Source organism: Pseudomonas monsensis (assembly GCF_014268495.2).
In the GTDB taxonomy this organism is placed as follows: domain Bacteria; phylum Pseudomonadota; class Gammaproteobacteria; order Pseudomonadales; family Pseudomonadaceae; genus Aquipseudomonas; species Aquipseudomonas monsensis.
In genome coordinates this window covers 5940001-5963440 of sequence record NZ_CP077087.1, presented here as the reverse complement: position 1 = coordinate 5963440, position 23440 = coordinate 5940001, and the positions used below count along the sequence as shown (strand labels likewise).

Annotated in this window: 23 protein-coding genes; 13 read left to right on the top strand and 10 right to left on the bottom strand. The window is 59.4% G+C overall.

Translation table 11 applies throughout. The features are described from left to right. Positions 1 to 77 precede the first annotated feature (77 nt). The 4 genes from HV782_RS26455 (at position 78) to trpE (ending at position 4381) form a co-directional block, all read left to right on the top strand. Positions 78 to 1226 carry an iron-containing alcohol dehydrogenase gene (locus HV782_RS26455; protein ID WP_123469240.1) on the top strand — a complete coding sequence of 383 codons (1149 nt, stop codon included), beginning with the start codon at positions 78 to 80 and terminating at the stop codon, positions 1224 to 1226. 113 nt (positions 1227 to 1339) lie between these two features. Then, a complete protein-coding gene (rpe, locus tag HV782_RS26450) occupies positions 1340 to 2014 on the top strand; it encodes a ribulose-phosphate 3-epimerase (RefSeq protein WP_186746565.1) in 675 nt (224 codons plus the stop codon). Beyond that, positions 2011 to 2829, top strand: coding sequence for a phosphoglycolate phosphatase (locus HV782_RS26445; protein ID WP_186746567.1), 819 nt, complete (start codon positions 2011 to 2013; stop codon positions 2827 to 2829). The genes rpe and HV782_RS26445 overlap by 4 nt, the downstream gene beginning before the upstream one ends. A gap of 70 nt (positions 2830 to 2899) precedes the next feature. Further along, positions 2900 to 4381 (top strand): anthranilate synthase component I, encoded by a 1482-nt coding sequence (gene trpE, locus HV782_RS26440; RefSeq protein WP_186746570.1) that lies wholly within the window; start codon positions 2900 to 2902, stop codon positions 4379 to 4381. A gap of 172 nt (positions 4382 to 4553) precedes the next feature. Here trpE and estP read toward each other — a convergent pair whose 3' ends face one another. After that, positions 4554 to 6464 (bottom strand): esterase EstP, encoded by a 1911-nt coding sequence (gene estP, locus HV782_RS26435; RefSeq protein WP_186746579.1) that lies wholly within the window; start codon positions 6462 to 6464, stop codon positions 4554 to 4556. Between the two features lie 407 nt (positions 6465 to 6871). On the opposite strand from estP, the gene HV782_RS26430 reads away from it, so the two are divergent. The 4 genes from HV782_RS26430 to HV782_RS26415 all read left to right on the top strand — a co-directional run bounded on the left by HV782_RS26430 (position 6872) and on the right by HV782_RS26415 (position 10156). Then, the gene (locus HV782_RS26430; protein ID WP_123469233.1) at positions 6872 to 7465 is read left to right on the top strand and encodes an aminodeoxychorismate/anthranilate synthase component II; all 594 of its coding nucleotides are present in this window, start codon (positions 6872 to 6874) and stop codon (positions 7463 to 7465) included. Between the two features lie 9 nt (positions 7466 to 7474). Next, positions 7475 to 8524, top strand: coding sequence for an anthranilate phosphoribosyltransferase (trpD, locus tag HV782_RS26425; protein WP_096817925.1), 1050 nt, complete (start codon positions 7475 to 7477; stop codon positions 8522 to 8524). After that, positions 8521 to 9360: an indole-3-glycerol phosphate synthase TrpC gene (gene trpC / locus HV782_RS26420; protein ID WP_186746581.1), complete on the top strand. Its 840-nt coding sequence runs from the start codon at positions 8521 to 8523 to the stop codon at positions 9358 to 9360. Before trpD ends, trpC begins: the two co-directional genes overlap by 4 nt. A gap of 97 nt (positions 9361 to 9457) precedes the next feature. Further along, positions 9458 to 10156: a lipoate--protein ligase family protein gene (locus HV782_RS26415; RefSeq protein ID WP_186746583.1), complete on the top strand. Its 699-nt coding sequence runs from the start codon at positions 9458 to 9460 to the stop codon at positions 10154 to 10156. Between the two features lie 10 nt (positions 10157 to 10166). On the opposite strand, the gene crp is transcribed toward HV782_RS26415, so the two are convergent. Continuing rightward, positions 10167 to 10811 (bottom strand): cAMP-activated global transcriptional regulator CRP, encoded by a 645-nt coding sequence (gene crp, locus HV782_RS26410; protein WP_008088598.1) that lies wholly within the window; start codon positions 10809 to 10811, stop codon positions 10167 to 10169. Between the two features lie 237 nt (positions 10812 to 11048). Here crp and HV782_RS26405 point away from each other — a divergent pair, with 237 nt between their 5' ends. Both HV782_RS26405 and speD read left to right on the top strand, forming a co-directional pair. Continuing rightward, positions 11049 to 11471: an OsmC family protein gene (locus tag HV782_RS26405; RefSeq protein ID WP_123469228.1), complete on the top strand. Its 423-nt coding sequence runs from the start codon at positions 11049 to 11051 to the stop codon at positions 11469 to 11471. Between the two features lie 238 nt (positions 11472 to 11709). Further along, the gene (speD, locus tag HV782_RS26400; protein WP_186746585.1) at positions 11710 to 12504 is read left to right on the top strand and encodes an adenosylmethionine decarboxylase; all 795 of its coding nucleotides are present in this window, start codon (positions 11710 to 11712) and stop codon (positions 12502 to 12504) included. A 116-nt stretch (positions 12505 to 12620) separates the two neighbouring features. Here speD and coq7 read toward each other — a convergent pair whose 3' ends face one another. The 6 genes from coq7 to hemJ form a co-directional block, all read right to left on the bottom strand. Next, positions 12621 to 13268 (bottom strand): 2-polyprenyl-3-methyl-6-methoxy-1,4-benzoquinone monooxygenase, encoded by a 648-nt coding sequence (coq7, locus tag HV782_RS26395; protein WP_123469224.1) that lies wholly within the window; start codon positions 13266 to 13268, stop codon positions 12621 to 12623. A gap of 209 nt (positions 13269 to 13477) precedes the next feature. Next, a complete protein-coding gene (locus HV782_RS26390) occupies positions 13478 to 13816 on the bottom strand; it encodes a histidine triad nucleotide-binding protein (RefSeq protein WP_003228789.1) in 339 nt (112 codons plus the stop codon). Between the two features lie 80 nt (positions 13817 to 13896). Further along, positions 13897 to 14685, bottom strand: a complete 789-nt coding sequence (locus HV782_RS26385) for an SDR family NAD(P)-dependent oxidoreductase (RefSeq protein WP_128616089.1) — start codon at positions 14683 to 14685, stop codon at positions 13897 to 13899. A gap of 61 nt (positions 14686 to 14746) precedes the next feature. Further along, positions 14747 to 15697: a DUF805 domain-containing protein gene (locus HV782_RS26380; protein WP_186746587.1), complete on the bottom strand. Its 951-nt coding sequence runs from the start codon at positions 15695 to 15697 to the stop codon at positions 14747 to 14749. 75 nt (positions 15698 to 15772) lie between these two features. Next, the gene (locus HV782_RS26375) at positions 15773 to 16744 is read right to left on the bottom strand and encodes an NAD(P)H-dependent flavin oxidoreductase (RefSeq protein WP_186746590.1); all 972 of its coding nucleotides are present in this window, start codon (positions 16742 to 16744) and stop codon (positions 15773 to 15775) included. Positions 16745 to 16777: 33 nt separating this feature from the next. Then, positions 16778 to 17206 carry a protoporphyrinogen oxidase HemJ gene (gene hemJ / locus HV782_RS26370; RefSeq protein ID WP_053124346.1) on the bottom strand — a complete coding sequence of 143 codons (429 nt, stop codon included), beginning with the start codon at positions 17204 to 17206 and terminating at the stop codon, positions 16778 to 16780. Positions 17207 to 17340: 134 nt separating this feature from the next. On the opposite strand from hemJ, the gene argC reads away from it, so the two are divergent. Together argC and erpA are read left to right on the top strand one after the other, a co-directional pair. Beyond that, complete coding sequence (gene argC, locus HV782_RS26365) at positions 17341 to 18375, top strand: N-acetyl-gamma-glutamyl-phosphate reductase (protein WP_123469215.1); 1035 nt, start codon at positions 17341 to 17343, stop codon at positions 18373 to 18375. 168 nt (positions 18376 to 18543) lie between these two features. After that, positions 18544 to 18894: an iron-sulfur cluster insertion protein ErpA gene (gene erpA / locus HV782_RS26360; RefSeq protein WP_003228776.1), complete on the top strand. Its 351-nt coding sequence runs from the start codon at positions 18544 to 18546 to the stop codon at positions 18892 to 18894. A 75-nt stretch (positions 18895 to 18969) separates the two neighbouring features. Here erpA and HV782_RS26355 read toward each other — a convergent pair whose 3' ends face one another. Together HV782_RS26355 and HV782_RS26350 are read right to left on the bottom strand one after the other, a co-directional pair. After that, complete coding sequence (locus HV782_RS26355; protein WP_186746592.1) at positions 18970 to 20061, bottom strand: anhydro-N-acetylmuramic acid kinase; 1092 nt, start codon at positions 20059 to 20061, stop codon at positions 18970 to 18972. Positions 20062 to 20064: 3 nt separating this feature from the next. Further along, positions 20065 to 21489, bottom strand: a complete 1425-nt coding sequence (locus tag HV782_RS26350; RefSeq protein ID WP_186746593.1) for a peptidoglycan DD-metalloendopeptidase family protein — start codon at positions 21487 to 21489, stop codon at positions 20065 to 20067. A gap of 212 nt (positions 21490 to 21701) precedes the next feature. On the opposite strand from HV782_RS26350, the gene tyrS reads away from it, so the two are divergent. After that, positions 21702 to 22901 carry a tyrosine--tRNA ligase gene (gene tyrS / locus HV782_RS26345; RefSeq protein WP_186746594.1) on the top strand — a complete coding sequence of 400 codons (1200 nt, stop codon included), beginning with the start codon at positions 21702 to 21704 and terminating at the stop codon, positions 22899 to 22901. The last annotated feature ends 539 nt before the right edge of the window (positions 22902 to 23440 follow it).

The window sequence follows — 23440 nt, the reverse complement described above, 5'->3', positions numbered from 1 at the left end:
CCACCTGAATACCAGACAACCCCAAACCCTCGACTACGCTTGTGCTCAGCTCCCACATCTATAAGAGGCTGCGCACGATGAGTCTGTCCCAGTTCAAAATCGCTCACAAACTGATCACCGGCGCCGCAGCCATCGAGCAACTGGCGGCGGAACTCACGCGCCTGGATATCGACAACCCGCTGATCGTCACCGACGCCGCACTGGTCAAATCCGGCACCGTGGAGCTGGCGCTGTGCCAATTGGGTGGGCGCGAATACGAGATTTTCGACCGAGTGCTACCGGACCCGGAAATTGCCATCGTCGAAGACTGCATGCGCGTTTACCGCGAGGGCGGGCATGACGGCTTGATCGGCCTCGGTGGCGGCAGTGCCATCGACATCGCCAAAAGCGTCGCGGCGTATGCCGGTTACCACGGCGCGCTGGAAGATCTGTTCGGCGTCGAGCAGGTGCCGCGCAAAGGCCCGCCGCTGATCGCCATCCCGACCACCGCCGGCACCGGTTCGGAAGTGACCAACGTGGCGATTCTTTCCGACAAGGTCGCGCAACTGAAGAAAGGCATCGTCAGCGACTACCTGTTGCCAGACGTGGCGCTGGTCAGCCCGCAAATGACCCTGACCTGTCCGCGCAGTGTCACTGCCGCCAGCGGAGTCGATGCGCTGGTGCATGCCATCGAATCCTATCTGTCGGTCAACGCCTCGCCGATTACCGACTCGCTGGCCATCGGCGCAATCAAACTGATCGCCCGGGCGCTGCCCAAGGCTTACGCCAATGGCGCCAATCTGCAGGCCCGCGAAGACATGGCCACCGCCAGCCTGATGGCCGGCATGGCGTTCGGCAATGCCGGGGTCGGCGCGGTGCATGCGTTGGCGTATCCACTGGGCGGTCGCTTCAACATCGCCCATGGCGTGAGTAACGCCTTGCTGCTGCCGTACGTCATGACCTGGAACAAGATGGCCTGCGTCGAGCGCATGCAGGATATCGCCGAAGCCATGGGGGTGAAGACGGCTCATCTGAGCGCCACGGAGGCGGCGGATAAAGCCGTGCAGGCCATGACCGATTTGTGTGCGGCGGTAGAGATTCCGCCGGGCTTGCGCAGTTTCGGTGTGCCCGAAGACGCGATCCCGGCGATGGCAGTGGAAGCCGCAGGGATCGAGCGTTTGATGCGCAACAACCCGCGCAGGCTCAGCGCTGCGGACATCGAAAAGATCTACCGCGCGGCGTACTGAGTCGCGGTCGGTCTCGCTCATGGCATAACCCAATCATCGTGGTCACGGTGCGCGCGCGGAAACTTGAGGTATACAATGCGCGCCATCGTGATTTAGCTCAGAAAAGGTGCGTCATGCAGCCCTTCGTAATTGCTCCGTCGATTCTCTCCGCCGACTTCGCCCGCCTCGGCGAAGAAGTGGACAACGTTCTGGCCGCCGGTGCCGACTTCGTCCACTTCGATGTCATGGACAACCACTACGTGCCGAACCTGACCATCGGGCCGATGGTCTGCGCGGCACTGCGCAAGTACGGCATCACCGCGCCGATCGACGCGCACTTGATGGTCAGCCCGGTGGATCGCATCGTCGGCGACTTCATCGAGGCCGGCGCCACCTACATCACCTTCCACCCGGAAGCCACGCTGCACGTCGATCGCTCGCTGCAACTGATCCGTGAAGGCGGCTGCAAATCCGGCCTGGTGTTCAACCCGGCGACCCCGCTGGACGTGCTCAAGTATGTGATCGACAAGGTCGACATGGTCTTGCTGATGAGCGTCAACCCGGGTTTCGGCGGGCAGAAATTCATTCCCGGCACCCTCGACAAACTGCGCGAAGCGCGGGCGATCATTGATGCTTCGGGCCGCGACATCCGTCTGGAAATCGACGGCGGCGTCAACGTCAACAACATCCGTGAAGTCGCCGCGGCCGGTGCGGACACCTTCGTCGCCGGCTCGGCGATCTTCAATGCGCCGAACTATCAGGAAGTCATCGACAAGATGCGTTCCGAACTGGCGCTGGCGCGCCCATGAGCGGTTTTGAGCAGCTGTTCCCGGGGCAACTGCCACGGTTGGTGATGTTCGATCTGGATGGCACGCTGATCGACTCGGTTCCCGACCTGGCGGCGGCGGTGGACACCATGCTGCTCTCCCTCGGGCGCAAGCCTGCCGGCATCGAGTCGGTGCGCGAGTGGGTCGGCAATGGCGCACCGGTGCTGGTGCGCCGGGCGCTGGCCGGCGGCATCGATCATTCGGCGGTGGATGACGTCGAGGCCGAGCACGCGCTGGAAGTGTTCATGGAAGCTTACGGCGCCAGCCATGAGCTGACCGTGGTCTATCCCGGTGTGCGCGACACCCTCAAATGGCTGAACAAGCAAGGCGTGGCGATGGCGCTGATCACCAACAAGCCAGAGCGTTTTGTCGCGCCGCTGCTGGATCAGATGAAGATCGGCCGCTACTTCAAATGGATCATCGGCGGCGACACCCTGCCGCAGAAGAAACCCGACCCTGCCGCACTGTTCTTCGTGATGAAAATGGCCAACATCCCGGCCTCGCAATCGCTGTTCGTCGGCGACTCGCGCAGCGACGTGCTGGCGGCGAAAGCGGCGGGGGTCAAATGCGTGGCGCTCAGCTACGGCTACAACCACGGCCGACCGATTGCCGAGGAAGCCCCGGCGCTGGTGATCGACGATCTGCGCAAGCTAATTCCCGGTTGCCTCGGTACAGCCGCTGAGATAACGTTGCCCGACGCTGCTCAATCCCATTCTGGAAACGCCATCGTGGTGGTCACTCGCAAACTCTGGATGAAAGTCATCAAGGCCCTGGCCCGCTGGCGTTGGCGCGCCTGACTGTTTCCTGGCCGGCCCGCCGGCGCGTTTGCACACCTGACTGTTAGCACCTCACACCACGAGGCACCTCATGATCCGCGAAGAATTCCTGCGCTTGGCCGCCGACGGCTACAACCGCATTCCGCTGGCCTGCGAAACCCTGGCCGACTTCGACACGCCGCTGTCGATCTACTTGAAACTGGCCGACCAGCCCAACTCCTACCTGCTCGAATCGGTGCAGGGCGGCGAGAAATGGGGCCGTTACTCGATCATCGGCCTGCCGTGCCGCACCGTGCTGCGGGTTCACGATCATCACGTGAGCATCACCGTCGACGGCGTCGAGACCGAAAGCCATGACGTCGAAGACCCGCTGGCCTTCGTCGAAACCTTCAAGGCCCGCTACAACGTGCCGACCATCGCCGGTCTGCCGCGTTTCAACGGTGGCCTGGTCGGATACTTCGGTTATGACTGCGTGCGTTATGTCGAGAAACGCTTGGGCAAATGCCCGAACCCGGATCCGCTGGGTGTGCCGGACATTCTGTTGATGGTTTCCGATGCGGTGGTGGTGTTCGACAACCTCGCCGGCAAGATGCACGCGATCGTCCTCGCCGACCCGGCGCAAGCCGACGCTTACGAGCAGGGTCAGGCGCAATTGCAGGCACTGCTGGAAAAACTGCGTCAGCCGATCACTCCGCGCCGCGGTCTGGATTTCAGCAAGCAGCAAGCGACTGATCCGGTGTTTCGTTCGAGCTTCACCCAGGACGATTACGAAAAAGCCGTCGACACCATCAAGGAATACATCCTTGCCGGTGACTGCATGCAGGTCGTGCCGTCGCAGCGCATGTCGATCGACTTCAAGGCTGCGCCGATTGATCTCTATCGCGCCCTGCGGTGCTTCAACCCGACGCCGTACATGTATTTTTTCAACTTTGGCGACTTCCACGTCGTCGGCAGTTCGCCGGAAGTGCTGGTGCGGGTTGAAGACAACCTGATCACCGTGCGCCCGATTGCCGGTACGCGTCCGCGTGGTGCTACCGAAGAAGCGGATCTGGCGCTGGAAGAGGATCTGCTGTCGGACGACAAGGAGATTGCCGAGCACTTGATGCTGATCGACCTCGGGCGTAACGACACCGGGCGGGTTTCGGAAATCGGCTCGGTGAAACTCACCGAGAAAATGGTCATCGAGCGTTATTCCAACGTGATGCACATCGTTTCCAACGTCACCGGCCAGTTGAAGGCCGGGCTGACGGCGATGGACGCACTGCGGGCGATTCTGCCGGCCGGCACCTTGTCCGGTGCACCGAAGATTCGCGCGATGGAAATCATCGACGAACTGGAGCCGGTCAAACGTGGTGTGTACGGCGGCGCGGTCGGTTACTTTGCCTGGAACGGCAACATGGACACCGCGATTGCCATTCGCACGGCGGTGATCAAGAACGGCGAACTGCACGTGCAGGCCGGCGGCGGCATCGTTGCCGACTCGGTGCCGGCGCTGGAATGGGAAGAAACCCTGAACAAGCGCCGTGCGATGTTCCGTGCTGTGGCCCTGGCTGAGCAGACACCGGACGCCTGAGCCACGCAAAACACTGGTAGGCCTTCGCCTGCTGGTGATTTCGGCCTGACATTCACCTTTAATGTTGGCTGATCCACCGCCATCGCGAGCAGGCGCAGGCCTACATTGAGTTGTGCTCGGACCTAAAAAAACGCGGCGCCTGTGAGGGCGCCGCGTTTTTTATGCCGGCAAATCAGAAATCGAGGCTGACCCCGACGTTCACCCCTTGCTGGGTAAAGTCGTCATCCTTGCGCACGTTGTAGCTGGCGCGCAACGCCAGATCCTGAGTGAGCTTGTGGCTCACGCCCAGGTTCAGGCGATTGAGGTTGGTCTGCGGCTCGTAGCCTTCGAGGGTGAAACGGTTGTTCGGCAGGCTGTTGAGGTTGATGGTCAGGTCTTGCCGGTCGTCGTTGTACTCACGCTCGTGAGCGAACTCGCCGAACACTTGGGTCTGTGCAGTGATCTGGTACTTGCCCTGGATGCCCAGGCCCAGACGCCGCGAGTTGCGCGACTGGTCATCGAAGGTCAGCGCGGTGGAATCCGCGCCTTTTTCCGAGTAACCATCCACTTCGGTCTTGCCGAAATCGGCGCTGACGAACGGCGACAGGTGCCATGGACTGCTGGCCTGCTGCGCGATGTCGTAGCCGATGCGGCCGCTGATCGCCAGGACGTAGCCGTCGGTATCGCCTTTCTCTCCGCGCTCGTTGACCCCGAGCTGGAATTTACGCTTGAGGCTGTCGTAGTCGAGTTTGCCGGCGGTCATCGCCAGATCGCCCCACCAGCGGTTTTGCTGGTACTGGGCGAATGCGGTGCCCATGTAGGCGTTGAGTTTGTATTCCGAGTCGGCGTCGCCGGCTTCGAGTTTCTGGTTATAGAAACCCGCGGCCACACCGACACGCCAGGCTTCGTTGACGCGATAGCTGCCGCCGATGTTCAGGTTATAGCCGTTGCCGTCGGCACTGGCAGCGCTGTGCTGGCCGTCGAAATCCTGATGTTGACCGCCGCCGGCAACGATGGCGCGCCATTGGCCGATGCCCTGCCAGTTTTCCCAATCGGCCAGCCACTGGTTACGCAGTTCATCCTGATGCGCACGCAATGAACCCTGGGCCATTTCCGGCAGCAGGGTCAGTTCCCACGGTGCTGCCAGCAGTGAGTAGGCGTAGTCGGCAATCAGCCGCTGGCCGGTTTCGGTCGGGTGCACCGCGTCGTTGTAAATCAGCTTGGTCGGATCCGGGGTGGCGCTGTTGATGCCGTATCGGGCGTTTTCTGTGCAACTGTTGCCGCTGAAGCAGGTGGCCGTGAGGTTCTGGTCCGTCGCGAGGCCGAACTGCGCCGGGTTGGCGAAGGCCTCTTTGAGCAGCACCGGAATGTTCAGGGGAATGATTTCAGCGTTGATGCCCTGCAGCTGGCTGACCAGCTCGGTGTTGAACTGGGCGCTGAGCTGCGAGGTGAAAGCCTGCAGCGGCGAGCCATTGACCGCCGGGGTCAGGCCGATGTCTGGCAGCAGCCAGACCATGATGTATTTGGCGCCGGCACCTTGCAGCGTACGTACGCTATCGGCCAGGCGAGCGGCCGCCGAGTTGGCCTGGTCAAGACTGAGCACGCGACCCTGGAGGAAGTCGTTACCGCCACCGGACAGGTAATACAGCGCGTTCGGGTCGGCGCGGAAGCCGTTCGAGGGCAGGTAACCGGCGCGGGTGCGCTCACCGGTAGCCGATTGTGTGGTGATCGAGTCGAGAATCTGGTCGGTACGGTATCCGCCCACCGCCCAGTTGTTGCCATCCGCCAGCCCTTCGCCGGCACGCACCGCCGAGGACGAAGACGCGGTTTGATCAGGGCTGAAACCCAGTTTGCCGCCGATGATCTGGGTGGAGTTGAGGTCGCGGTTTTCGCCAGTGCCATCCTGGTACAGCGGGCCGGTGCGGTTGGTGTAGCGCTGCGTGGCGCCGGCCGGGCCGCCGGTGTCGCTGAAGGTCCCGGCATCGTTCAGGCTGTCGCCGAAGACGATGAAACTGGAATAAGGATTGGGTGCCGCATTGGCCTGGGCGCAGGCCAGAGCCAGCAGGCATCCGGCGAGCGGTACAAACAACGTCTGTTTGATCATGAGCAAGTCCGTTTATTTATTGTTTTAGGTGAACGAAACGACAGTACCAAAAACTCCCGGCATTTTGCCATCGGTCGCGAAGCCTCCCTTAGTTTTGTCCCCCGTCAGCACCGCCATATTGCACGCTCTGCCCAGCTAAGTTACTGTGCCGGAACGTATGAACGAGACCTTCCCCGTGTTGATCGTCAGCAAACTACTGGATCAAGTCATCAAGGCACACGCCCGTTGGCGTTGGCGCGCCTGAATCTTTTTTGCCGGCCCGGCCGGATCTGTATCGCTTTGCCTTCCTTGCCTGTTTGAAATGCCGCTGTGCCGACGCCCTCTGCGCGTCCGACATCGTGCAGCGCCCTGCGGGCAAGTCATTCGAAGGCTGTCTTCAAGTCAGAATTCAAGAGGTTCGAAACGCCATGTTGCTGATGATCGACAACTACGACTCCTTTACTTACAACGTTGTGCAATACCTCGGCGAGCTGGGTGCCGAGGTCAAGGTCGTGCGCAACGACGAACTGACCATCGCCGAAATCGAAGCGCTCAACCCCGAGCGCATCGTTGTGTCCCCCGGCCCCTGCACACCGACCGAAGCCGGCATCTCCATCGAAGCCATCAAGCACTTTGCCGGCAAACTGCCAATCCTCGGCGTTTGTCTGGGCCACCAGTCCATCGGCCAGGCCTTTGGCGGTGACGTGGTGCGTGCCCGGCAGGTGATGCACGGTAAGACTAGCCCGGTATTCCACGAGGACAAGGGCGTTTTTACCGGTCTGAATCATCCGTTGACGGTTACCCGCTACCACTCGCTGATCGTCAAGCACGAGACCTTGCCCGATTGCCTGGAGCTGACCGCGTGGACGCAACACGATGACGGCAGCGTCGACGAAATCATGGGCCTGCGTCACAAGACCCTGAACATTGAGGGCGTACAGTTTCACCCCGAGTCGATCCTGACCGAACAGGGCCATGAACTGTTTGCCAACTTCCTCAAACAAACCGGCGGCACGCGCTAAGGACTTCCCATGAATATCAAGACAGCCCTGAGCCGTATCGTCGATCACCTCGACCTCAGCACCGATGAAATGCGCGACGTGATGCGCGAAATCATGACCGGCCAATGCACTGACGCGCAGATCGGCGCGTTCATGATGGCCATGCGCATGAAGAGCGAGAGCATCGACGAGATCGTCGGCGCCGTGTCGGTGATGCGCGAGCTGGCCGACCAGGTCGAACTCAAGACCCTCGACGGTGTGGTCGATGTGGTCGGCACCGGCGGTGACGGTGCCAATATCTTCAACGTGTCGACGGCGTCTTCGTTTGTCGTCGCGGCCGCCGGTTGCACCGTGGCCAAGCACGGTAATCGTGCAGTCTCGGGCAAGAGCGGCAGCGCCGACTTGCTGGAAGCCGCCGGCATTTACCTGAACCTGACGCCGGTCCAGGTGGCCCGTTGCATCGACAACGTCGGCATCGGTTTCATGTTTGCCCAGACCCACCACAAAGCCATGAAGTACGCCGCCGGCCCGCGCCGCGATCTCGGCTTGCGTACGCTGTTCAACATGCTCGGCCCGCTTACGAATCCGGCCGGTGTGAAACATCAGGTGGTGGGCGTCTTCACTCAGGCGCTGTGCCGGCCATTGGCCGAGGTCTTGCAACGTCTGGGCAGCAAACATGTGCTGGTGGTGCATTCGAAGGATGGTCTGGACGAATTCAGCCTCGCTGCGCCGACCTTTGTTGCCGAGCTGAAAAACAACGAGATCACCGAGTATTGGGTCGAGCCCGAGGACTTGGGCATGAAGAGCCAGAGCCTGCACGGGCTGTCGGTCGAAGGACCGGAGGCGTCGCTGGCGCTGATCCGCGATGCACTGGGCAAGCGCAAAACCGAAAACGGCCAGAAAGCCGCTGAAATGATTGTGCTCAATGCCGGTGCAGCGCTGTACGCCGCCGATCTGGCCACGAGTTTGAAAGAAGGCGTGGCGCTTGCGCACGACGCTCTGCACACCGGCCTCGCTCGGGAAAAACTCGAGGAGTTGGGTGCCTTTACCGCGGTATTCAAAGTGGAGAATGAGGGATGAGTGTACCGACGGTTCTGGAAAACATTCTGGCGCGCAAAGTCCAGGAAGTCGCCGAGCGCAGCGCTCGCGTCAGCCTGAGCGAGCTGGAAGGTCTGGCCAAGGCGGCCGATGCACCCCGTGGTTTTGCCCAGGTATTGCTGGCGCAGGCGAAGAAGAAGCAACCGGCGGTGATCGCCGAGATCAAGAAGGCTTCGCCGAGCAAAGGCGTGATCCGCGAAAACTTCGTGCCTGCCTACATCGCCAAAAGCTACGAGAAGGGCGGGGCGACCTGCTTGTCGGTGCTGACCGACATCGATTACTTCCAGGGCGCCGATGCTTACCTGCAACAGGCCCGTGCCGCGTGCAGCCTGCCGGTGATCCGCAAGGATTTCATGATCGACCCCTACCAGATTGTCGAAGCCCGTGCCCTCGGCGCCGACTGCGTGCTGTTGATCGTCTCCGCACTGGATGACGTGAAAATGGCCGAGCTGGCGTCGGTGGCCAAAGGCGTTGGTCTTGATGTGTTGGTGGAAGTGCACGACGGCGATGAACTGGAGCGTGCGTTGAAAACCCTCGACACGCCACTGGTCGGGATCAACAACCGCAACCTGCACACCTTCGATGTCAGCCTGGAAACCACACTCGACCTGCTGCCACGCATTCCTCGCGATCGTCTGGTGATCACCGAGAGCGGCATCCTCAACCGCGCCGATGTCGAGCTGATGGAAATCAGCGACGTCTACGCGTTCCTGGTGGGCGAGGCGTTCATGCGCGCTGAAAGCCCGGGCACCGAACTGCAGCGGTTGTTCTTCCCGGAGCGCGGTGGTCCGGTAGTCAGCGGTTCGACCCTCGACTGATCGATTCTTCGCAGGCGCCCGTACTTCCTGTGGGAGCGGGCTTGCCCGCGAAGGCGGCATAAGATTCACCTCAGACTCAACGTCCTATGGAAACCTTATGATCCCCACCTCCCTGACCATCGAAGCCGGCCTGCAAGCCGAACAGGACTTGCTTGCCTCCATCTGCGCCGGCGACGCCGAATTCGGTTTGCTGTTCTGGCAACCCAGCGATCACGCCTTGGTCATGCCACGCCGCCTCAACCGTCTGCCCGGTTTCGAGCAAGCCTGCGACATTTCTGCCGCTGCCGGCTGGCCGGTGCTGCTGCGTGAAACCGGTGGCGAGCCGGTGCCGCAATCCGCTTCAACCATCAACATCGCGTTGGTCTACGCTCCGCCCCGCAGCGAAGGCGACCTGAACCGCATCGAAACCGGTTACCGGCGATTGTGTGATCCGATCTGCGAATTGCTGGATGAGCTGGGTGGTCAGTCGTCCCTGGGTGAAGTTGACGGTGCGTTCTGCGACGGTCGTTTCAACGTCAATCTCGATGGGCGCAAGATGGTCGGCACGGCTCAGCGCTGGCGCCAGAGTCAGGGCGGACAACGCCCGGTCGGTCTGGTACACGGTGCGATGCTGATGGATAACGAGCGCGAGTCGATGGTGGCGGCCGTCAATCGCTTCAATGAAGCCTGCGGTCTGGAGCAGCGGGTGCGGGCTGAAAGCCACATTGCCCTGCACGAGAAGTTCGCCGCGCCAAATGCATTGGCGCGTCTTGATGAGCTGTTTCGTCTGATGCTGGCGCAGGTCTACAGCGCCTGACGTTGCGCGCTTAGCGGGTGCCGAAGACCACCATGGTCTTGCCTTTCACATCGACCAGGTTGCGTTCTTCAAGATCCTTGAGCACGCGACCGACCATCTCCCGCGAACACCCGACAATCCGCCCGATTTCCTGACGGGTCACCTTGATCTGCATGCCGTCCGGGTGAGTCATGGCGTCCGGTTGCTTGCACAGCTCCAGCAGGCAGCGGGCCACACGACCGGTGACGTCGAAGAACGCCAGGTCGCCGACCTTACGCGTGGTGTTGCGCAGACGTTGTGCGATTTGTCCGCTGAGGACGTAAAGAATGTCCGGGTCCTGTTGGGACAGTTCGCGAAACTTGGCGTAACTGATTTCGGCCGTTTCGCATTCGACCTTCGCCCGCACCCAGGCACTGCGCTCCTGTTCCTGGCCCGCCTGTTCGAACAGGCCCAGTTCACCGAAGAAGTCTCCGGCGTTCAGGTAGGCGATGATCATCTCGCGGCCGTCGTCATCCTCGATCAGGATCGTCACCGAGCCCTTGATAATGAAATACAGCGTGTCCGAGCGATCACCCGCACAAATGATATTGCTCTTGGCCGCATGGCGACGGCGCTGGCAATGCATCAACAGCTTGTCGAGGTTCTTGATTTTGGGTGTGGGGGTAATAGCAACCATGGTTGTATCCCGAAAAGACTGCACGGTGATGTTTGATTTTTTATGAGGCGCTGAAGGCGGTCGCTACACAGGCTGACAATTGGCGCCAGCGAATTGGCGCCAGCTTACCAGACACTTCGTCGAAAATTCGAGAAATTACCTACGCCGTAGACGCATGCGTCCCACGATCGGCGCCCACTGTCAGAATGAATCCCTGTGCTAAGCTGGCGACCCTTTTTTTACAGTGGAGTCTTGGCGATGAAGGCACGCATCCAATGGGCTGGCGAAGCCATGTTCCTCGGCGAATCCGGTAGCGGTCATGTCGTGGTGATGGACGGTCCGCCGGACGCCGGTGGTCGCAATCTGGGGGTTCGGCCGATGGAAATGCTCCTGCTGGGTGTTGGCGGTTGCAGCAACTTCGACGTGGTCAGCATTCTGAAGAAATCCCGTCAGGCCGTTGAAAGCTGTGAAGCCTTTCTCGATGCCGAGCGTGCGACCGAAGATCCGAAGGTGTTCACCAAGATCCACATGAAGTTCGTGGTCAAGGGCCGGGGCTTGAAAGAAGCCCAGGTCAAACGCGCCGTCGAGCTGTCTGCGGAAAAGTACTGCTCGGCCTCGATCATGCTCGGCGCTGCGGGCGTGGACATTACCCACGAGTACGAAATCGTCGAACTCGGTTGAACCGACACTCAACTATCATAAAAGCAGTGCAGACTCTGGCGATCCCCCCGCTGACGTCTGCATGATGCGCCACTTTTTTCAGGGCAGTGACCGGTCAGCCGACGGGTCATCCGCCTGTACATATAACCAGAATCGCCATCGTGAAGAGGTGTTAACCGTCCTACGCAAGTGCGTTGTTCGCATTTGACGGGCATGCTTGATCACGCGGCTGCGCCGCAAGCACAGAGAGTTTCCAACGGTGAAAAGCAAACTCAAGCTCCACGGGTTCAATAACCTGACCAAGACCTTGAGCTTCAACATCTATGACATCTGTTATGCGGAAACCCCGCAAGACCAGCAGGCCTACGTCGAGTACATCAATCAAGAGTACAACGCGAAACGCCTGACGCAGATTCTCACGGAAGTTGTCGAGATCATTGGTGCCAACATCCTGAACATTGCCAGTCAGGACTACGAGCCTCAGGGCGCCAGTGTCACGATTCTGATTTCTGAAGAACCAGTGACCCCGACCGAAAGTCAGATCGAAGAGTCTCCGGGCCCCTTGCCCGAAATCATCCTTGCCCACCTCGACAAGAGCCACATTACGGTGCACACCTACCCGGAAATCCATCCGGACGACGGTATTGCGACGTTCCGTGTGGACATCGACGTGTCGACGTGTGGTGTGATTTCACCGCTCAAGGCGCTCAACTTTCTCATTCACCAGTTCGATTCGGACATCGTCACCGTGGATTATCGTGTGCGCGGCTTCACCCGTGATGTTGAAGGCAACAAGCACTTCATCGACCACGAGATCAATTCAATCCAGAACTACCTGTCCGAAGACACCCGCGACGCTTACCAGATGACCGACGTGAACGTGTATCAGGAAAACCTGTTCCACACCAAAATGCTGCTGAAGGACTTCGAACTGGACAATTACCTGTTCGGCGACGCCACCAGTAACCTGTCCTCTGAACAGCGTGCTCAGGTGACCGACCGGGTGAAACACGAAATGCTGGAGATCTTCTACGCGCGCAACATGTCAGCGTAAGATCTTCGGGCACAAAAAAGGCGACTACTTTGCGGTAGTCGCCTTTTTTATTGCCAAAATACCGGGCCCTGTGGGAGCAGGCCTGCCAGCGATGAGGCCCTAACGCACCCGGGCCATCAGATCCGATAAGTGCTCTTGGTCATCACCTTGGCCAACAGACTCATCCCGAACTTCACCGGCGCCGGAAAACGGAAACCACCCGCATCCAGGGCACTCTCCGCATGATGTTCTTCGTCGATGCGCATCTGCTCCAGAATCGCCCGGGACTTTTCATCCTCGGCCGGCAACTGTTCCAGGTGCTCGTTCAAATGCTTGCACACCTGATGCTCGGTCGCCGCGACGAACCCGAGGCTGACCTTGTCGCTGATCAACCCGGCCACGGCACCAATCCCGAACGACATGCCATAAAACAATGGATTGAGCACGCTGGTATGACTGCCCAACTGGTGAAGGCGCTGTTCGCACCACACCAGATGATCAATCTCTTCTTCGGCGGCATGTTCCATGGCTTCGCGCACCTGGGGCAACTTGGCGGTCAGCGCCTGCCCCTGATACAGCGCCTGGGCGCAGACTTCACCGGTATGGTTGATGCGCATCAGGCCCGCGACGTGGCGCGTGTCTTCATCGCTCATTTGCGTGTCCGGCTGCAGAATTGCTGGCGACGGACGGTACGGCTGACCACTGAAGGGCAGCAGGGTGCGCATCGCGGCATCGGCTTGTAGCAGCAGACGGTCAATTGGCGAGTAGTGACGTTGGGTAGTCATGCTGACCTCCGGGAAGAATCTCGCGGCCAGTTTAACCGAATCGGCCGGGGAACGTTTGCGCTGGGTCATTTGCCGTACGGTACGGGATTTGTGCGTTCATGCTTTGAGTGGGAGCGGGCTTGCTTGCGAAGACGTCGGTACATGCAAAATATTCATGGCAGATACTCCGCTTTCGCGAGCAGGCCCGCTTCCACGGGATGTCCGGTGAATCAGCCCGGCGGCCAGTTCATCTGGCGCTGACCGAGCACATGCATATGGATGTGATAGACAGTCTGCCCACCCTTTTCATTGCAGTTCATCACCACCCGGAAGCCTTCCTCGCAGCCCAGCTCCAGGGCCAGGCGCTGGGCAGTGAACAGAATGTGTCCGGCCAGTGCCTTGTCGTCTTCGGTCAGGTCATTGAGGGTGCGCACCGGTTTCTTCGGGATCACCAGGAAATGCACCGGTGCCTGAGGGGCGATGTCGTGGAACGCCAGAACCTGGTCGTCCTCGTAGATGATCTTGGCCGGAATCTCCCGGTTGATGATCTTGGTGAACAGAGTATCCACTGCTGTTTTCTCCGTTGTGGGGGCTGGCCTGAGTGTACTCATGGGAAATGACCGCGCCCAGTGTTTTGCCGTAGGACCGTTCAGCGCGGGCAGTAAGCCTTGTTGACCATGCCGACGATGGTGCGGTTGAGCCAACGCGAACCAAGGCGCGGCAGGAAGGCGAACCAGCGGTTGCGCCGTCCGGGAATGATGATTGCGCGGTTTTTCTCCAGTGCGCGCACGGTGTACAGCGCGACTTCCTCGGGGCTCATCAGCAGCTTGCTGTTCTTGAGTTTGTCGTCGTTGAGCTGTGCGGTGCGGAAGAACCCGGTGCGGGTCGGTCCGGGACAAAGGACTGACACCTTGACCGCGCTCTGTTTGAGTTCAACCCGTAGCGCTTCGGAGAAGTGCAGTACGTACGCTTTGCTGGCGTAGTAGGTGCTCATCCACGGACCGGGATTGAACGCCGCCACCGAGGCGACATTGAGAATCTGCCCGCCACCCTGCAGGGCCATGCTGTTGCCGATGGCGTGACACAAGCGGGTGAGGGCGAGGATGTTCACTTCGATCAGATCCTGCTCGGTCATCCAGTCCTGGGCCAGAAACGGGCCGCAGGTACCGATGCCGGCGCAGTTGACCAACAGGTCGATCTGCCGGTCGCCTTCTTCCAGTTCCAGCAGGAAACCGGACAGGCGCAAAGGCTCGCCGAGGTCGCAGGCACGGAATAAAACCTCCACGCCAAACCGTTGGGTCAGTTCGATCGCGATACTTTCCAGCTGATCACGCTGTCGGGCCACCAGGATCAGGCTGCGGCCGCGCCGGGCCAGCGCTTCGGCCATGGCCAGACCGATGCCGCTGGAGGCGCCAGTGATCAGTGCGTAACGGGTCATGCAATTCTCCATCGCAACAGCTCCGCGCCGGCGACGCGGGTGTCACGGCGGGGAGCGCTGTTCATTCTTTCGCAGAGTCTACAGGGGCCTGCGCCGCTTCGGCTGCATCGTCAACGGAATTCGCTGCCGGCTCGACCTCCACGTCGACCTCGTCGGTGGTCACCGAGCCACTTTCGTAGCTGCTTTCCAGAGTGGTTTCGTATTCCTGCTGGATGGCCGAGATGCCGCCCAGCATGCCACCCACGAAAAACAAGCCGATAAAGACGATCCACAGAGAGCACAGCACTTTGACGGCCGTGGTGTTCGGCGGCGGCGGCGGCCCATAGCGATTGGCGTGGGTGTTGCCCGGCATGACCATGATCACCAGCGGGAAGAAACTGCCCACGAACGGTACAAGGGTCAGTAGCCATAGCCAGCCTGACCAGCCGATATCGTGCAGACGCTGAACGCTGAACAGGATGCCGACAATCATGAACGCCAGGAACAGGAAGAAGGCGAAGATGCCACCGATGATCAGGCCGGTGGTCGAGTCAGTACTCACCAGGCCCAGACCGATCAGGGCGAACACGCTGACGATTGGCAGCGTCACCAGGCTCAGCACCATCGACCAGGCGAGGTAGCGCAGCCGTCCGATCCGCCCTTCGACGCTGAAGGGTTTGAGTGTGGCGAACGCCGGCAGGTTTTCCCCGACGCTGGCGCGGGGCGGTGCATAGGGTGAATCCGGCTCTGCGACGGCAGGGGCGTGATCCTGCACGTCCGACAGATTAAGCTCGATCGCCGTTTCGGCTTCGATTCGTGCGTCGATCCCGGTCTTGCTCAGCGCCTGCAGATAAGCTTGCGCGTCGTTGTGCGACAAATCGCGCTTGAGTGCCACGGTGCGGCCATAGAACAGGCGTTCGATGGCGGCCACGTCGCTTTTGAACAGGTTGGCCAGATTGAGCTTGGCCGTGGTGATATCGACACCGGGCTGCAGAGCACCGTCGAAAACGATCTTGTAACGGGGGTCGCTCATTACCGAGGCATCCTTGTCGCGAATGGTTTGAAAAGGTCATCAGTGTAAGGCCAGTCCCTGAGGCTGGCCGGATTTTTACCCACGTGGCCAGTGTTTCGCCAACTGGGTCGTGCGTCCCTGGGCCTGACGGTATTCAGCATCGAGGCGCGCGATCAGTTGATCAACGCTCGGCAGATCACTGATGTCGCCAACGCCCTGACCCGCAGACCATACGGTTTTCCAGGCTTTGGCTTCATCGTTGAGCGGCTTGAGCTTGTCGCCGAAATTAACTTCGCCCTTGCCTTGCAGCGCAGCCAGATCGAAACCGGCGGCTTCCAGGCTCTGGCGCATGAAGCTCGCCGGAACCCCCGACACGGCGGGAGTATGGATGATGTCCGCCGCTTTGGCAGTCAGCAGCATGTCTTTGTAGGCGTCAGGTGCATGACTTTCGGTGGTGCCGATAAATCGCGTACCGAGGTAGGCCAAATCCGCGCCCAGCAACTGAGCGGCCAGAATCTCGTGACCGTGGTTCAGACAACCTGCCAGCAACAACGTTTTATCGAAGAACTGGCGGATTTCGGCGATCAGCGCAAACGGACTCCAGGTGCCGGCGTGGCCCCCGGCGCCAGCCGCCACCGCAATCAAACCGTCGACACCGGCCTCGGCCGCCTTTTCGGCATGGCGGCGGGTGGTCACGTCATGGAACACCAGGCCACCGTAGCTGTGCACTGCGTCCACCAGTTCCTTTACTGCGCCGAGGCTGGTGATGACGATCGGCACTTTGTGCTCGACGCAAATGTTCAGATCCGCCTGCAAGCGCGGGTTGCTGTTGTGGACGATCAGGTTCACTGCATAAGGGGCCGGATTATCCAGGGTCGCCAGCCCCGCTTCGATCTGTTCCAGCCAGGCTTTGAACCCGCTGCTTTCACGCTGGTTCAGCGCCGGAAAACTGCCGACCACGCCATTGCGGCAGCAGGCGAGCACCAGTTCCGGGTTGGAAATCAGGAACATCGGCGCTGCTACTACAGGCAGGCGCAGACGTTGTTCGAGCAGAGCGGGCAGCGACATTATGAACACCCCAAGGATCTGTACTTGTTGAAGTTAGAACGGCTTGACCACGACCAGAATTACGATAGCCAGCAATATCAGAACCGGCACTTCATTGAACCAGCGATAAAAGACATGGCTGCGGGTGTTCTCGCCACGGGCAAAACGTTTTACCTGAGCGCCGCACATGTGGTGGTAGCCGATCAGCAACACGACCAGAGTCAGTTTGGCGTGAATCCAGCCACCCATGCTGAAAATGCTCGGGTTCAGGTAAATCAGCCAGCCGCCGAAGATCAGCGTGGCGATCATCGCCGGGCCCATGATGCCGCGATACAGCTTGCGTTCCATGACGCTGAAGCGTTCTTTGCTGATCGTGTCTTCGCTTTGCGCGTGATAAACGAACAGCCGCGGCAAGTAGAACAGCCCGGCAAACCAGCACACGACGCTGACGATATGAAACGCTTTGATCCATAGATAGAGCATTTTTGGTTATTCCCAGGTTCACGGTAGCCCGGATAGTAGAGGCTTGAGCGTCCGCACGTCACCTTGACGGTTGTCGCAGGGCCGCGCGGCCCCTATTATCGATGGCTTTCCAGTGGGTTCTTTGAGGGCAGGTTATGGTCAAGGTCGGTATCGTCGGCGGCACGGGTTACACCGGTGTCGAACTGCTGCGTCTGTTGGCGCAGCATCCGCAGGCAGAAGTGGTTGTGATCACTTCCCGATCCGAGGCCGGTCTGGCCGTGGCTGATATGTACCCGAACCTGCGCGGCCACTATGACGGTCTGGCGTTCAGTGTGCCGGACATCAAGACGCTGGGCGCGTGTGACGTGGTGTTCTTCGCGACGCCGCACGGAGTCGCGCATGCATTGGCCGGTGAATTGCTGGCAGCGGGCACCAAGGTGATCGACCTGTCCGCAGACTTCCGTCTGCAGGACGCCGATGAATGGGCCAAGTGGTACGGCCAGCCGCACGGCGCGCCGGCGCTGCTCGACGAAGCCGTCTACGGGCTGCCGGAAGTCAATCGCGAGCAGATCAAGAAAGCCCGTCTGATCGCGGTGCCGGGTTGCTACCCGACCGCTACGCAGCTGGGTTTCCTGCCGTTGCTTGAAGCCGGTCTGGCTGACGCTTCGCGTCTGATCGCTGACTGCAAGTCCGGCGTCAGCGGTGCCGGTCGTGGCGCCGCTGTAGGCTCTTTGTACTCCGAGACGTCGGAAAGCATGAAAGCCTATGCGGTGAAAGGTCACCGTCACCTGCCGGAAATTCGTCAGGGCCTGCGCCGCGCCGCCGGTAAAGACGTCGGTCTGACCTTCGTGCCGCACCTGACCCCGATGATCCGTGGCATTCACTCCACGCTCTACGCGACTGTTGTTGATCGCTCGGTGGATCTGCAGGCGCTGTTTGAAAAGCGTTATGCCAACGAGCCGTTCGTCGATGTGATGCCGGCCGGCAGCCATCCGGAAACCCGTAGTGTGCGCGGCGCCAACGTCTGCCGCATTGCGGTGCATCGTCCGCAGGATGGCGACCTGGTGGTGGTGTTGTCGGTGATCGACAATCTGGTCAAAGGCGCGTCGGGTCAGGCAGTGCAGAACATGAACATCCTGTTCGGGCTGGACGAGCGTTTCGGTTTGTCCCACGCCGGCATGCTGCCGTAACACGTTAAGCCGCACAGCAAAAAGGCCCGTCAAACGGGCCTTTTTGCATTCTGGGCAGTTGGTCGGGTTTATTGATATACCGTAACAATAGTTGACCGATTTTCTAGGACAAGCGGATAATGCGCGTCATCACGCATTATGGCGGCGTAACGCCGGGAGATAGTCAGCATGAGCGTCGAATCCTTCACCCCCACGGCTTTGCAATTCACCCAAGGTGCTGCGCACAAGGTGAAGAGCCTGGTCGATGAAGAGGGGAATGATCGCTTGAAGCTGCGCGTATTCGTTACGGGCGGCGGTTGTTCAGGGTTTCAGTACGGTTTCACCTTCGATGAAGATGTGGCCGAGGACGACACCATCGTCGAGCGCGAAGGCGTGAGCCTGGTGGTTGATCCGATGAGCTTCCAGTACCTGGCCGGTGCCGAAGTCGACTACCAGGAAGGTCTGGAAGGTTCGCGCTTCGTGATCAAGAACCCGAACGCCACCACGACCTGTGGTTGCGGTTCTTCATTCTCGATCTGATCGCACTGCGCTACACACAACAAAACGCCACAGAGCCTTACGGTTCTGCGGCGTTTTTTGTTGTCTGCGTTTTGCTTAGTTAGGGTAGATCGCACCGAGTACGCGCAGGCCTTTTGCGCCGGTGACACTCGGGCGGTTGGCGGCTATGCCTTCGAGGCAGCAATGGGCCAGCCAGGCGAAGGCCATGGCCTCGACCCAGTCTGGATCGACGCCGTGGCTGGCAGTGCTGGCGACGATTGCATTCGGCAGTAGATCCGCCAGGCGTTTCATCAGCGTGGCATTGTGTGCGCCGCCGCCGCAAACCAACAACTCTTGCGTGTCCGATTGAGCGCTCTGCAGCGATTCGACGATGCTCAGCGCCGTCAATTCGAGCAGCGTGGCCTGGACGTTCTCTGCGGCGAAGGTCGGCAGTTTCGAGAGGTGTCGCTCCAGCCAAGGCAGGTTGAACACTTCCCGGCCGGTGCTTTTCGGGCCTTTGGTAATAAAGAACGGGTCACTGAGCAGAGCTTTCAGCAGGGCCGGTTCGACGCGGCCAGTGGCTGCCCATTGGCCGTTGCGATCGTAGTTTTCACCCCGTTGCTGATGAATCCAGGCGTCCATCAGCACATTTCCCGGGCCACAGTCGAAACCGGCTACCGGCTTGCTCGCCTCAATCAGGCTGAGATTACTGAAACCGCCGACATTCAAGACGGCCTGGTTACCGCTACGCTCTTCGAACAACGCCTCATGAAAGGCCGGCACCAGCGGTGCGCCCTGGCCGCCAGCTGCGACGTCGCGGCTACGGAAGTCGCTGACAACGGTGATACCGGACAATTCAGTCAGCAGGGCCGGGTTGCCAATCTGCACGGTAAAGCCACGTGCCGGCTCATGGCGAATGGTCTGCCCGTGGCTGCCGATGGCGCGAATGGCTTGCGGTTTGAGTTGCTGTTGTTCAAGGAGGGTGTGAATACCTTGCGCGGCGAGTTTCACCCAGTGTTGCTGGGCAATCGCCGAGCGGGCGATCTCGTCGGGGCCGCTGGCGCACAAGCTCAAGAGCTCAGTGCGCAGGGAGTCAGGCATGGGAATGTAGTGGGTGGCGATCAGTTTGATCGCCGAGGTTTGCTCGATCAGGGCGATGTCCAGCCCGTCGAGACTGGTTCCGGACATCACACCGATATACAGGGCCATGACTTAGCGCTTGCTCGAGGCCAGCATGGTGGCCTTTTCCTGGTCCATGCGCGCCATCAGTGGCTGGCTCTGCGCCAGGAAGCGGGCACGTTCGGACTTGGCGATCGGGTCGGCCATCGGCAGCTTCTGGCCCAGTGGATCGACGTGTACGCCATTGACCTGGAATTCATAGTGCAGGTGCGGACCGGTGGACAGGCCCGTGGTGCCGATGTAACCGATCACTTGGCCCTGCTTGACGGTACCGCCGGTTTTCACGCCTTTGGCGAAACCTTGCATGTGGCCGTACAGCGTGCGGTAGGTATTGCCGTGCTGGATGATCACGGTATTGCCATAGCCACCACGGCGACCGGCCAACAACACTTTTCCGTCACCGGCAGCCTTGATTGGTGTGCCGCGCGGAGCAGCGTAATCGACGCCTTTATGGGCGCGGATCTTGTTGAGGATCGGATGTTTGCGGCCCATGGAAAACTTTGAGCTGATGCGGGCGAAGTCCACCGGCGTGCGGATGAACGCCTTGCGCATGCTGTTGCCATCGGCGGTGTAGTAACTGCTGTTGCCTTGTTTGTTGGTGTAACGCACGGCGGTGTAGGTTTTACCGCGGTTGGTGAAGCGTGCAGACAGGATGGGACCGGTTCCGACTGCCTTGCCGTTGACCACCTTCTGCTCGTAGATGACGTCGAATTCGTCGCCCTGGCGGATGTCCTGAGCGAAGTCGACGTCGTAGCCGAAGACGCTGGCCATATCCATGGTCAGGCTGTGGGAGAGGCCTGCACGGGCGGCGGACTGCGACAGCGAGCTGTTGATGACACCGTGTACATAAGCGGTGCGAACCGTAGGTTTTGCGGTGACCCGGTTAAACGCGTAACCCTTGTCGTTCTTGGTCAGGGAAATGGTTTCGACGTCGCTGACCTTGCTGTGCAGGCTGGCCAACTGGCCTTCAGGCGTCAGTTCAAACTCCAGCTTCTGGCCGTGTTTCAACTGACTGAACTGCTTGGCTTGCTTGTCGCTGGCGAGTACTTCGTGCACTGCGGCAGCCGGAAGGCCGACCTTTTCGAACAGCGTGGACAGGGTGTCGCCCTTCGACACGACGACTTCCCGATGGCCGGGAGCTTTTGGTTTTTCGGCGACCTTGGCTGGCTCTGGCGCGGCTTCAGCGGTTTCCGAGGCAGTTTCGTCAGGGTTTTCGATCTGGGCAAACGGCGAGGCTGCTGGCTCATTTGTGGCTTGAACCGCGTCAGCAGCGTCTTGATCTTGTGTCAGTTGTTCAGCAGGACTTTCCAGTTCAAGGCTCAGGGTCGTCTTTTTGGCTTCAACATCACTGGAAGGGAATACCAGGAGTGCCAGGCTGAGAAGGGCGGCGATACCACTTGCTGCGAGCAGGTGGGTCTTCGGGTAAAGCGGTGGCGCTTTAGACGGTTCTGTGGTCATAAGTAATTTTGACTTTGAAAAAAGATGAATTGGAAAAGATGAATGACATGATGAAGATGAAATAACTGTATAAAATATAACCAAATCATCTCTGAAGCAAGTCTACAGACAGTCTGTCTGTGGATTGGTGTCCGTGCGCCGGGCAAAACTTGTAATTGGTGCGCGATCTTGTATGGTTGGTTCCCTTTGAATCTGAGCCTTGCGGGTCTGTTATGAAGTCGGTTGAAGAGCAGCTAGCGCTGATTAAACGTGGTGCGGAAGAACTATTGGTCGAGTCCGAGCTGATCGAGAAGCTCAAGCGCGGCCAACCGCTGCGTATCAAGGCTGGTTTCGATCCGACAGCGCCGGATCTGCACTTGGGTCATACCGTGCTTATTAATAAGTTGCGCCAGTTCCAGGAGCTGGGGCATCAGGTGATCTTCCTTATAGGTGACTTCACCGGAATGATCGGTGACCCGAGTGGAAAGAGCGCCACGCGCCCTCCGCTGACTCGCGAGCAGGTTCTGGAAAACGCCGAGACTTACAAGACTCAGGTATTCAAGATTCTCGATCCGGCGAAAACCGAAGTCGCGTTCAACTCCACCTGGATGGACCAGATGGGGCCTGCAGACTTCATTCGCCTGACGTCGCAGTACACTGTTGCGCGGATGCTTGAGCGCGATGACTTCGACAAGCGCTACACCACCAATCAGCCAATCGCTATTCACGAATTCCTCTATCCGCTGGTGCAGGGTTACGACTCGGTTGCTCTGCGTGCCGATGTCGAGCTGGGCGGTACCGACCAGAAGTTCAACTTGTTGATGGGGCGTGAGCTGCAGCGTGGATATGGTCAGGAGGCTCAGTGCATTCTGACCATGCCGTTGCTTGAAGGCCTGGATGGCGTGAAGAAGATGTCCAAGTCGTTGGGCAACTACGTCGGCATTCAGGAAGCACCGGGCGTCATGTACAGCAAGTTGGTGTCGATTCCGGATGCGCTGATGTGGCGCTACTTCGAGCTGCTCAGTTTCCGCTCGATGGATGAGATCAATGCGTTGCGTGCCGATGTCGAGGCGGGCGCCAATCCGCGCGATGTAAAAATCAAGTTGGCTGAAGAGATCGTGGCACGTTTCCATGGTGAAGAGGCTGCGGCCAATGCTCACCGCGCCGCGGGCAACCGTATGAAGGATGGCGAACTGCCGGATGATTTGCCTGAAATCGAGCTTGCGTCTACTGAGGACATGCCGATCGCGGCTGTCCTTAATAAAGCGGGCCTGGTGAAGAACTCGGCAGCGGCGCGTGATTTGTTGTCGTCGGGTGGGGTGCGTGTAGATGGTGAAGTGGTTGATCGCTCCTTTATATATGTACTGGGCGCTACCCACGTTTGCCAGGCCGGAAAGAAGGCATTTGCACGTATTACGCTGAAATCTGAATAAAATTGAAATTAGGGATTGACGGCGAATTCTAGAAGTCTATAATTCGCCCCACTTCCGGCGCAGTCGAAACGGAAAACTCCTTGAGATTCAATGAGTTACGCAGTTTTCGACAGCGACTTGCTTCAGTTCATCGAAGCCTGGAAGGAGTTGGAAATACCGGTTGATCTGGCGCTTTCAACGGTTCGATCTTCTCGGTCGAAAGCGGAGAAAAAGAGGTGTTGACAGCAGCGAGTAACGCTGTAGAATTCGCCTCCCGCTAACGAGAGATCGGAAGCGCAAGTGGTTGAAGTTGTTGAGGAAATCTTCGAAAACTTCTGAAAATAATCACTTGACAGCAAATGAGGCTGCTGTAGAATGCGCGCCTCGGTTGAGACGAAAGATCTTAACCAACCGCTCTTTAACAACTGAATCAAGCAATTCGTGTGGGTGCTTGTGGGGTCAGACTGATAGTCAACAAGATTATCAGCATCACAAGTTACTCCGCGAGAAATCAAAGATGTAACCAACGATTGCTGAGCCAAGTTTAGGGTTTCTTAAAA

Bases quoted from the DNA above. Each gene is read 5' to 3' on its own strand.
- tyrS (WP_186746594.1), top strand. From the start codon at position 21,702: ATGAAGTCGGTTGAAGAGCAGCTAGCGCTGATTAAACGTGGTGCGGAA.
- argC (WP_123469215.1), top strand. From the start codon at position 17,341: ATGGTCAAGGTCGGTATCGTCGGCGGCACGGGTTACACCGGTGTCGAA.
- crp (WP_008088598.1), bottom strand. From the start codon at position 10,811: ATGGTTGCTATTACCCCCACACCCAAAATCAAGAACCTCGACAAGCTG.
- HV782_RS26415 (WP_186746583.1), top strand. From the start codon at position 9,458: ATGATCCCCACCTCCCTGACCATCGAAGCCGGCCTGCAAGCCGAACAG.
- trpC (WP_186746581.1), top strand. From the start codon at position 8,521: ATGAGTGTACCGACGGTTCTGGAAAACATTCTGGCGCGCAAAGTCCAG.
- HV782_RS26405 (WP_123469228.1), top strand. From the start codon at position 11,049: ATGAAGGCACGCATCCAATGGGCTGGCGAAGCCATGTTCCTCGGCGAA.
- trpD (WP_096817925.1), top strand. From the start codon at position 7,475: ATGAATATCAAGACAGCCCTGAGCCGTATCGTCGATCACCTCGACCTC.
- HV782_RS26455 (WP_123469240.1), top strand. From the start codon at position 78: ATGAGTCTGTCCCAGTTCAAAATCGCTCACAAACTGATCACCGGCGCC.
- HV782_RS26430 (WP_123469233.1), top strand. From the start codon at position 6,872: ATGTTGCTGATGATCGACAACTACGACTCCTTTACTTACAACGTTGTG.
- hemJ (WP_053124346.1), bottom strand. From the start codon at position 17,206: ATGCTCTATCTATGGATCAAAGCGTTTCATATCGTCAGCGTCGTGTGC.
- HV782_RS26355 (WP_186746592.1), bottom strand. From the start codon at position 20,061: ATGGCCCTGTATATCGGTGTGATGTCCGGAACCAGTCTCGACGGGCTG.
- trpE (WP_186746570.1), top strand. From the start codon at position 2,900: ATGATCCGCGAAGAATTCCTGCGCTTGGCCGCCGACGGCTACAACCGC.
- rpe (WP_186746565.1), top strand. From the start codon at position 1,340: ATGCAGCCCTTCGTAATTGCTCCGTCGATTCTCTCCGCCGACTTCGCC.
- HV782_RS26445 (WP_186746567.1), top strand. From the start codon at position 2,011: ATGAGCGGTTTTGAGCAGCTGTTCCCGGGGCAACTGCCACGGTTGGTG.
- HV782_RS26375 (WP_186746590.1), bottom strand. From the start codon at position 16,744: ATGTCGCTGCCCGCTCTGCTCGAACAACGTCTGCGCCTGCCTGTAGTA.
- HV782_RS26385 (WP_128616089.1), bottom strand. From the start codon at position 14,685: ATGACCCGTTACGCACTGATCACTGGCGCCTCCAGCGGCATCGGTCTG.
- erpA (WP_003228776.1), top strand. From the start codon at position 18,544: ATGAGCGTCGAATCCTTCACCCCCACGGCTTTGCAATTCACCCAAGGT.
- HV782_RS26380 (WP_186746587.1), bottom strand. From the start codon at position 15,697: ATGAGCGACCCCCGTTACAAGATCGTTTTCGACGGTGCTCTGCAGCCC.
- HV782_RS26350 (WP_186746593.1), bottom strand. From the start codon at position 21,489: ATGACCACAGAACCGTCTAAAGCGCCACCGCTTTACCCGAAGACCCAC.
- coq7 (WP_123469224.1), bottom strand. From the start codon at position 13,268: ATGACTACCCAACGTCACTACTCGCCAATTGACCGTCTGCTGCTACAA.
- estP (WP_186746579.1), bottom strand. From the start codon at position 6,464: ATGATCAAACAGACGTTGTTTGTACCGCTCGCCGGATGCCTGCTGGCT.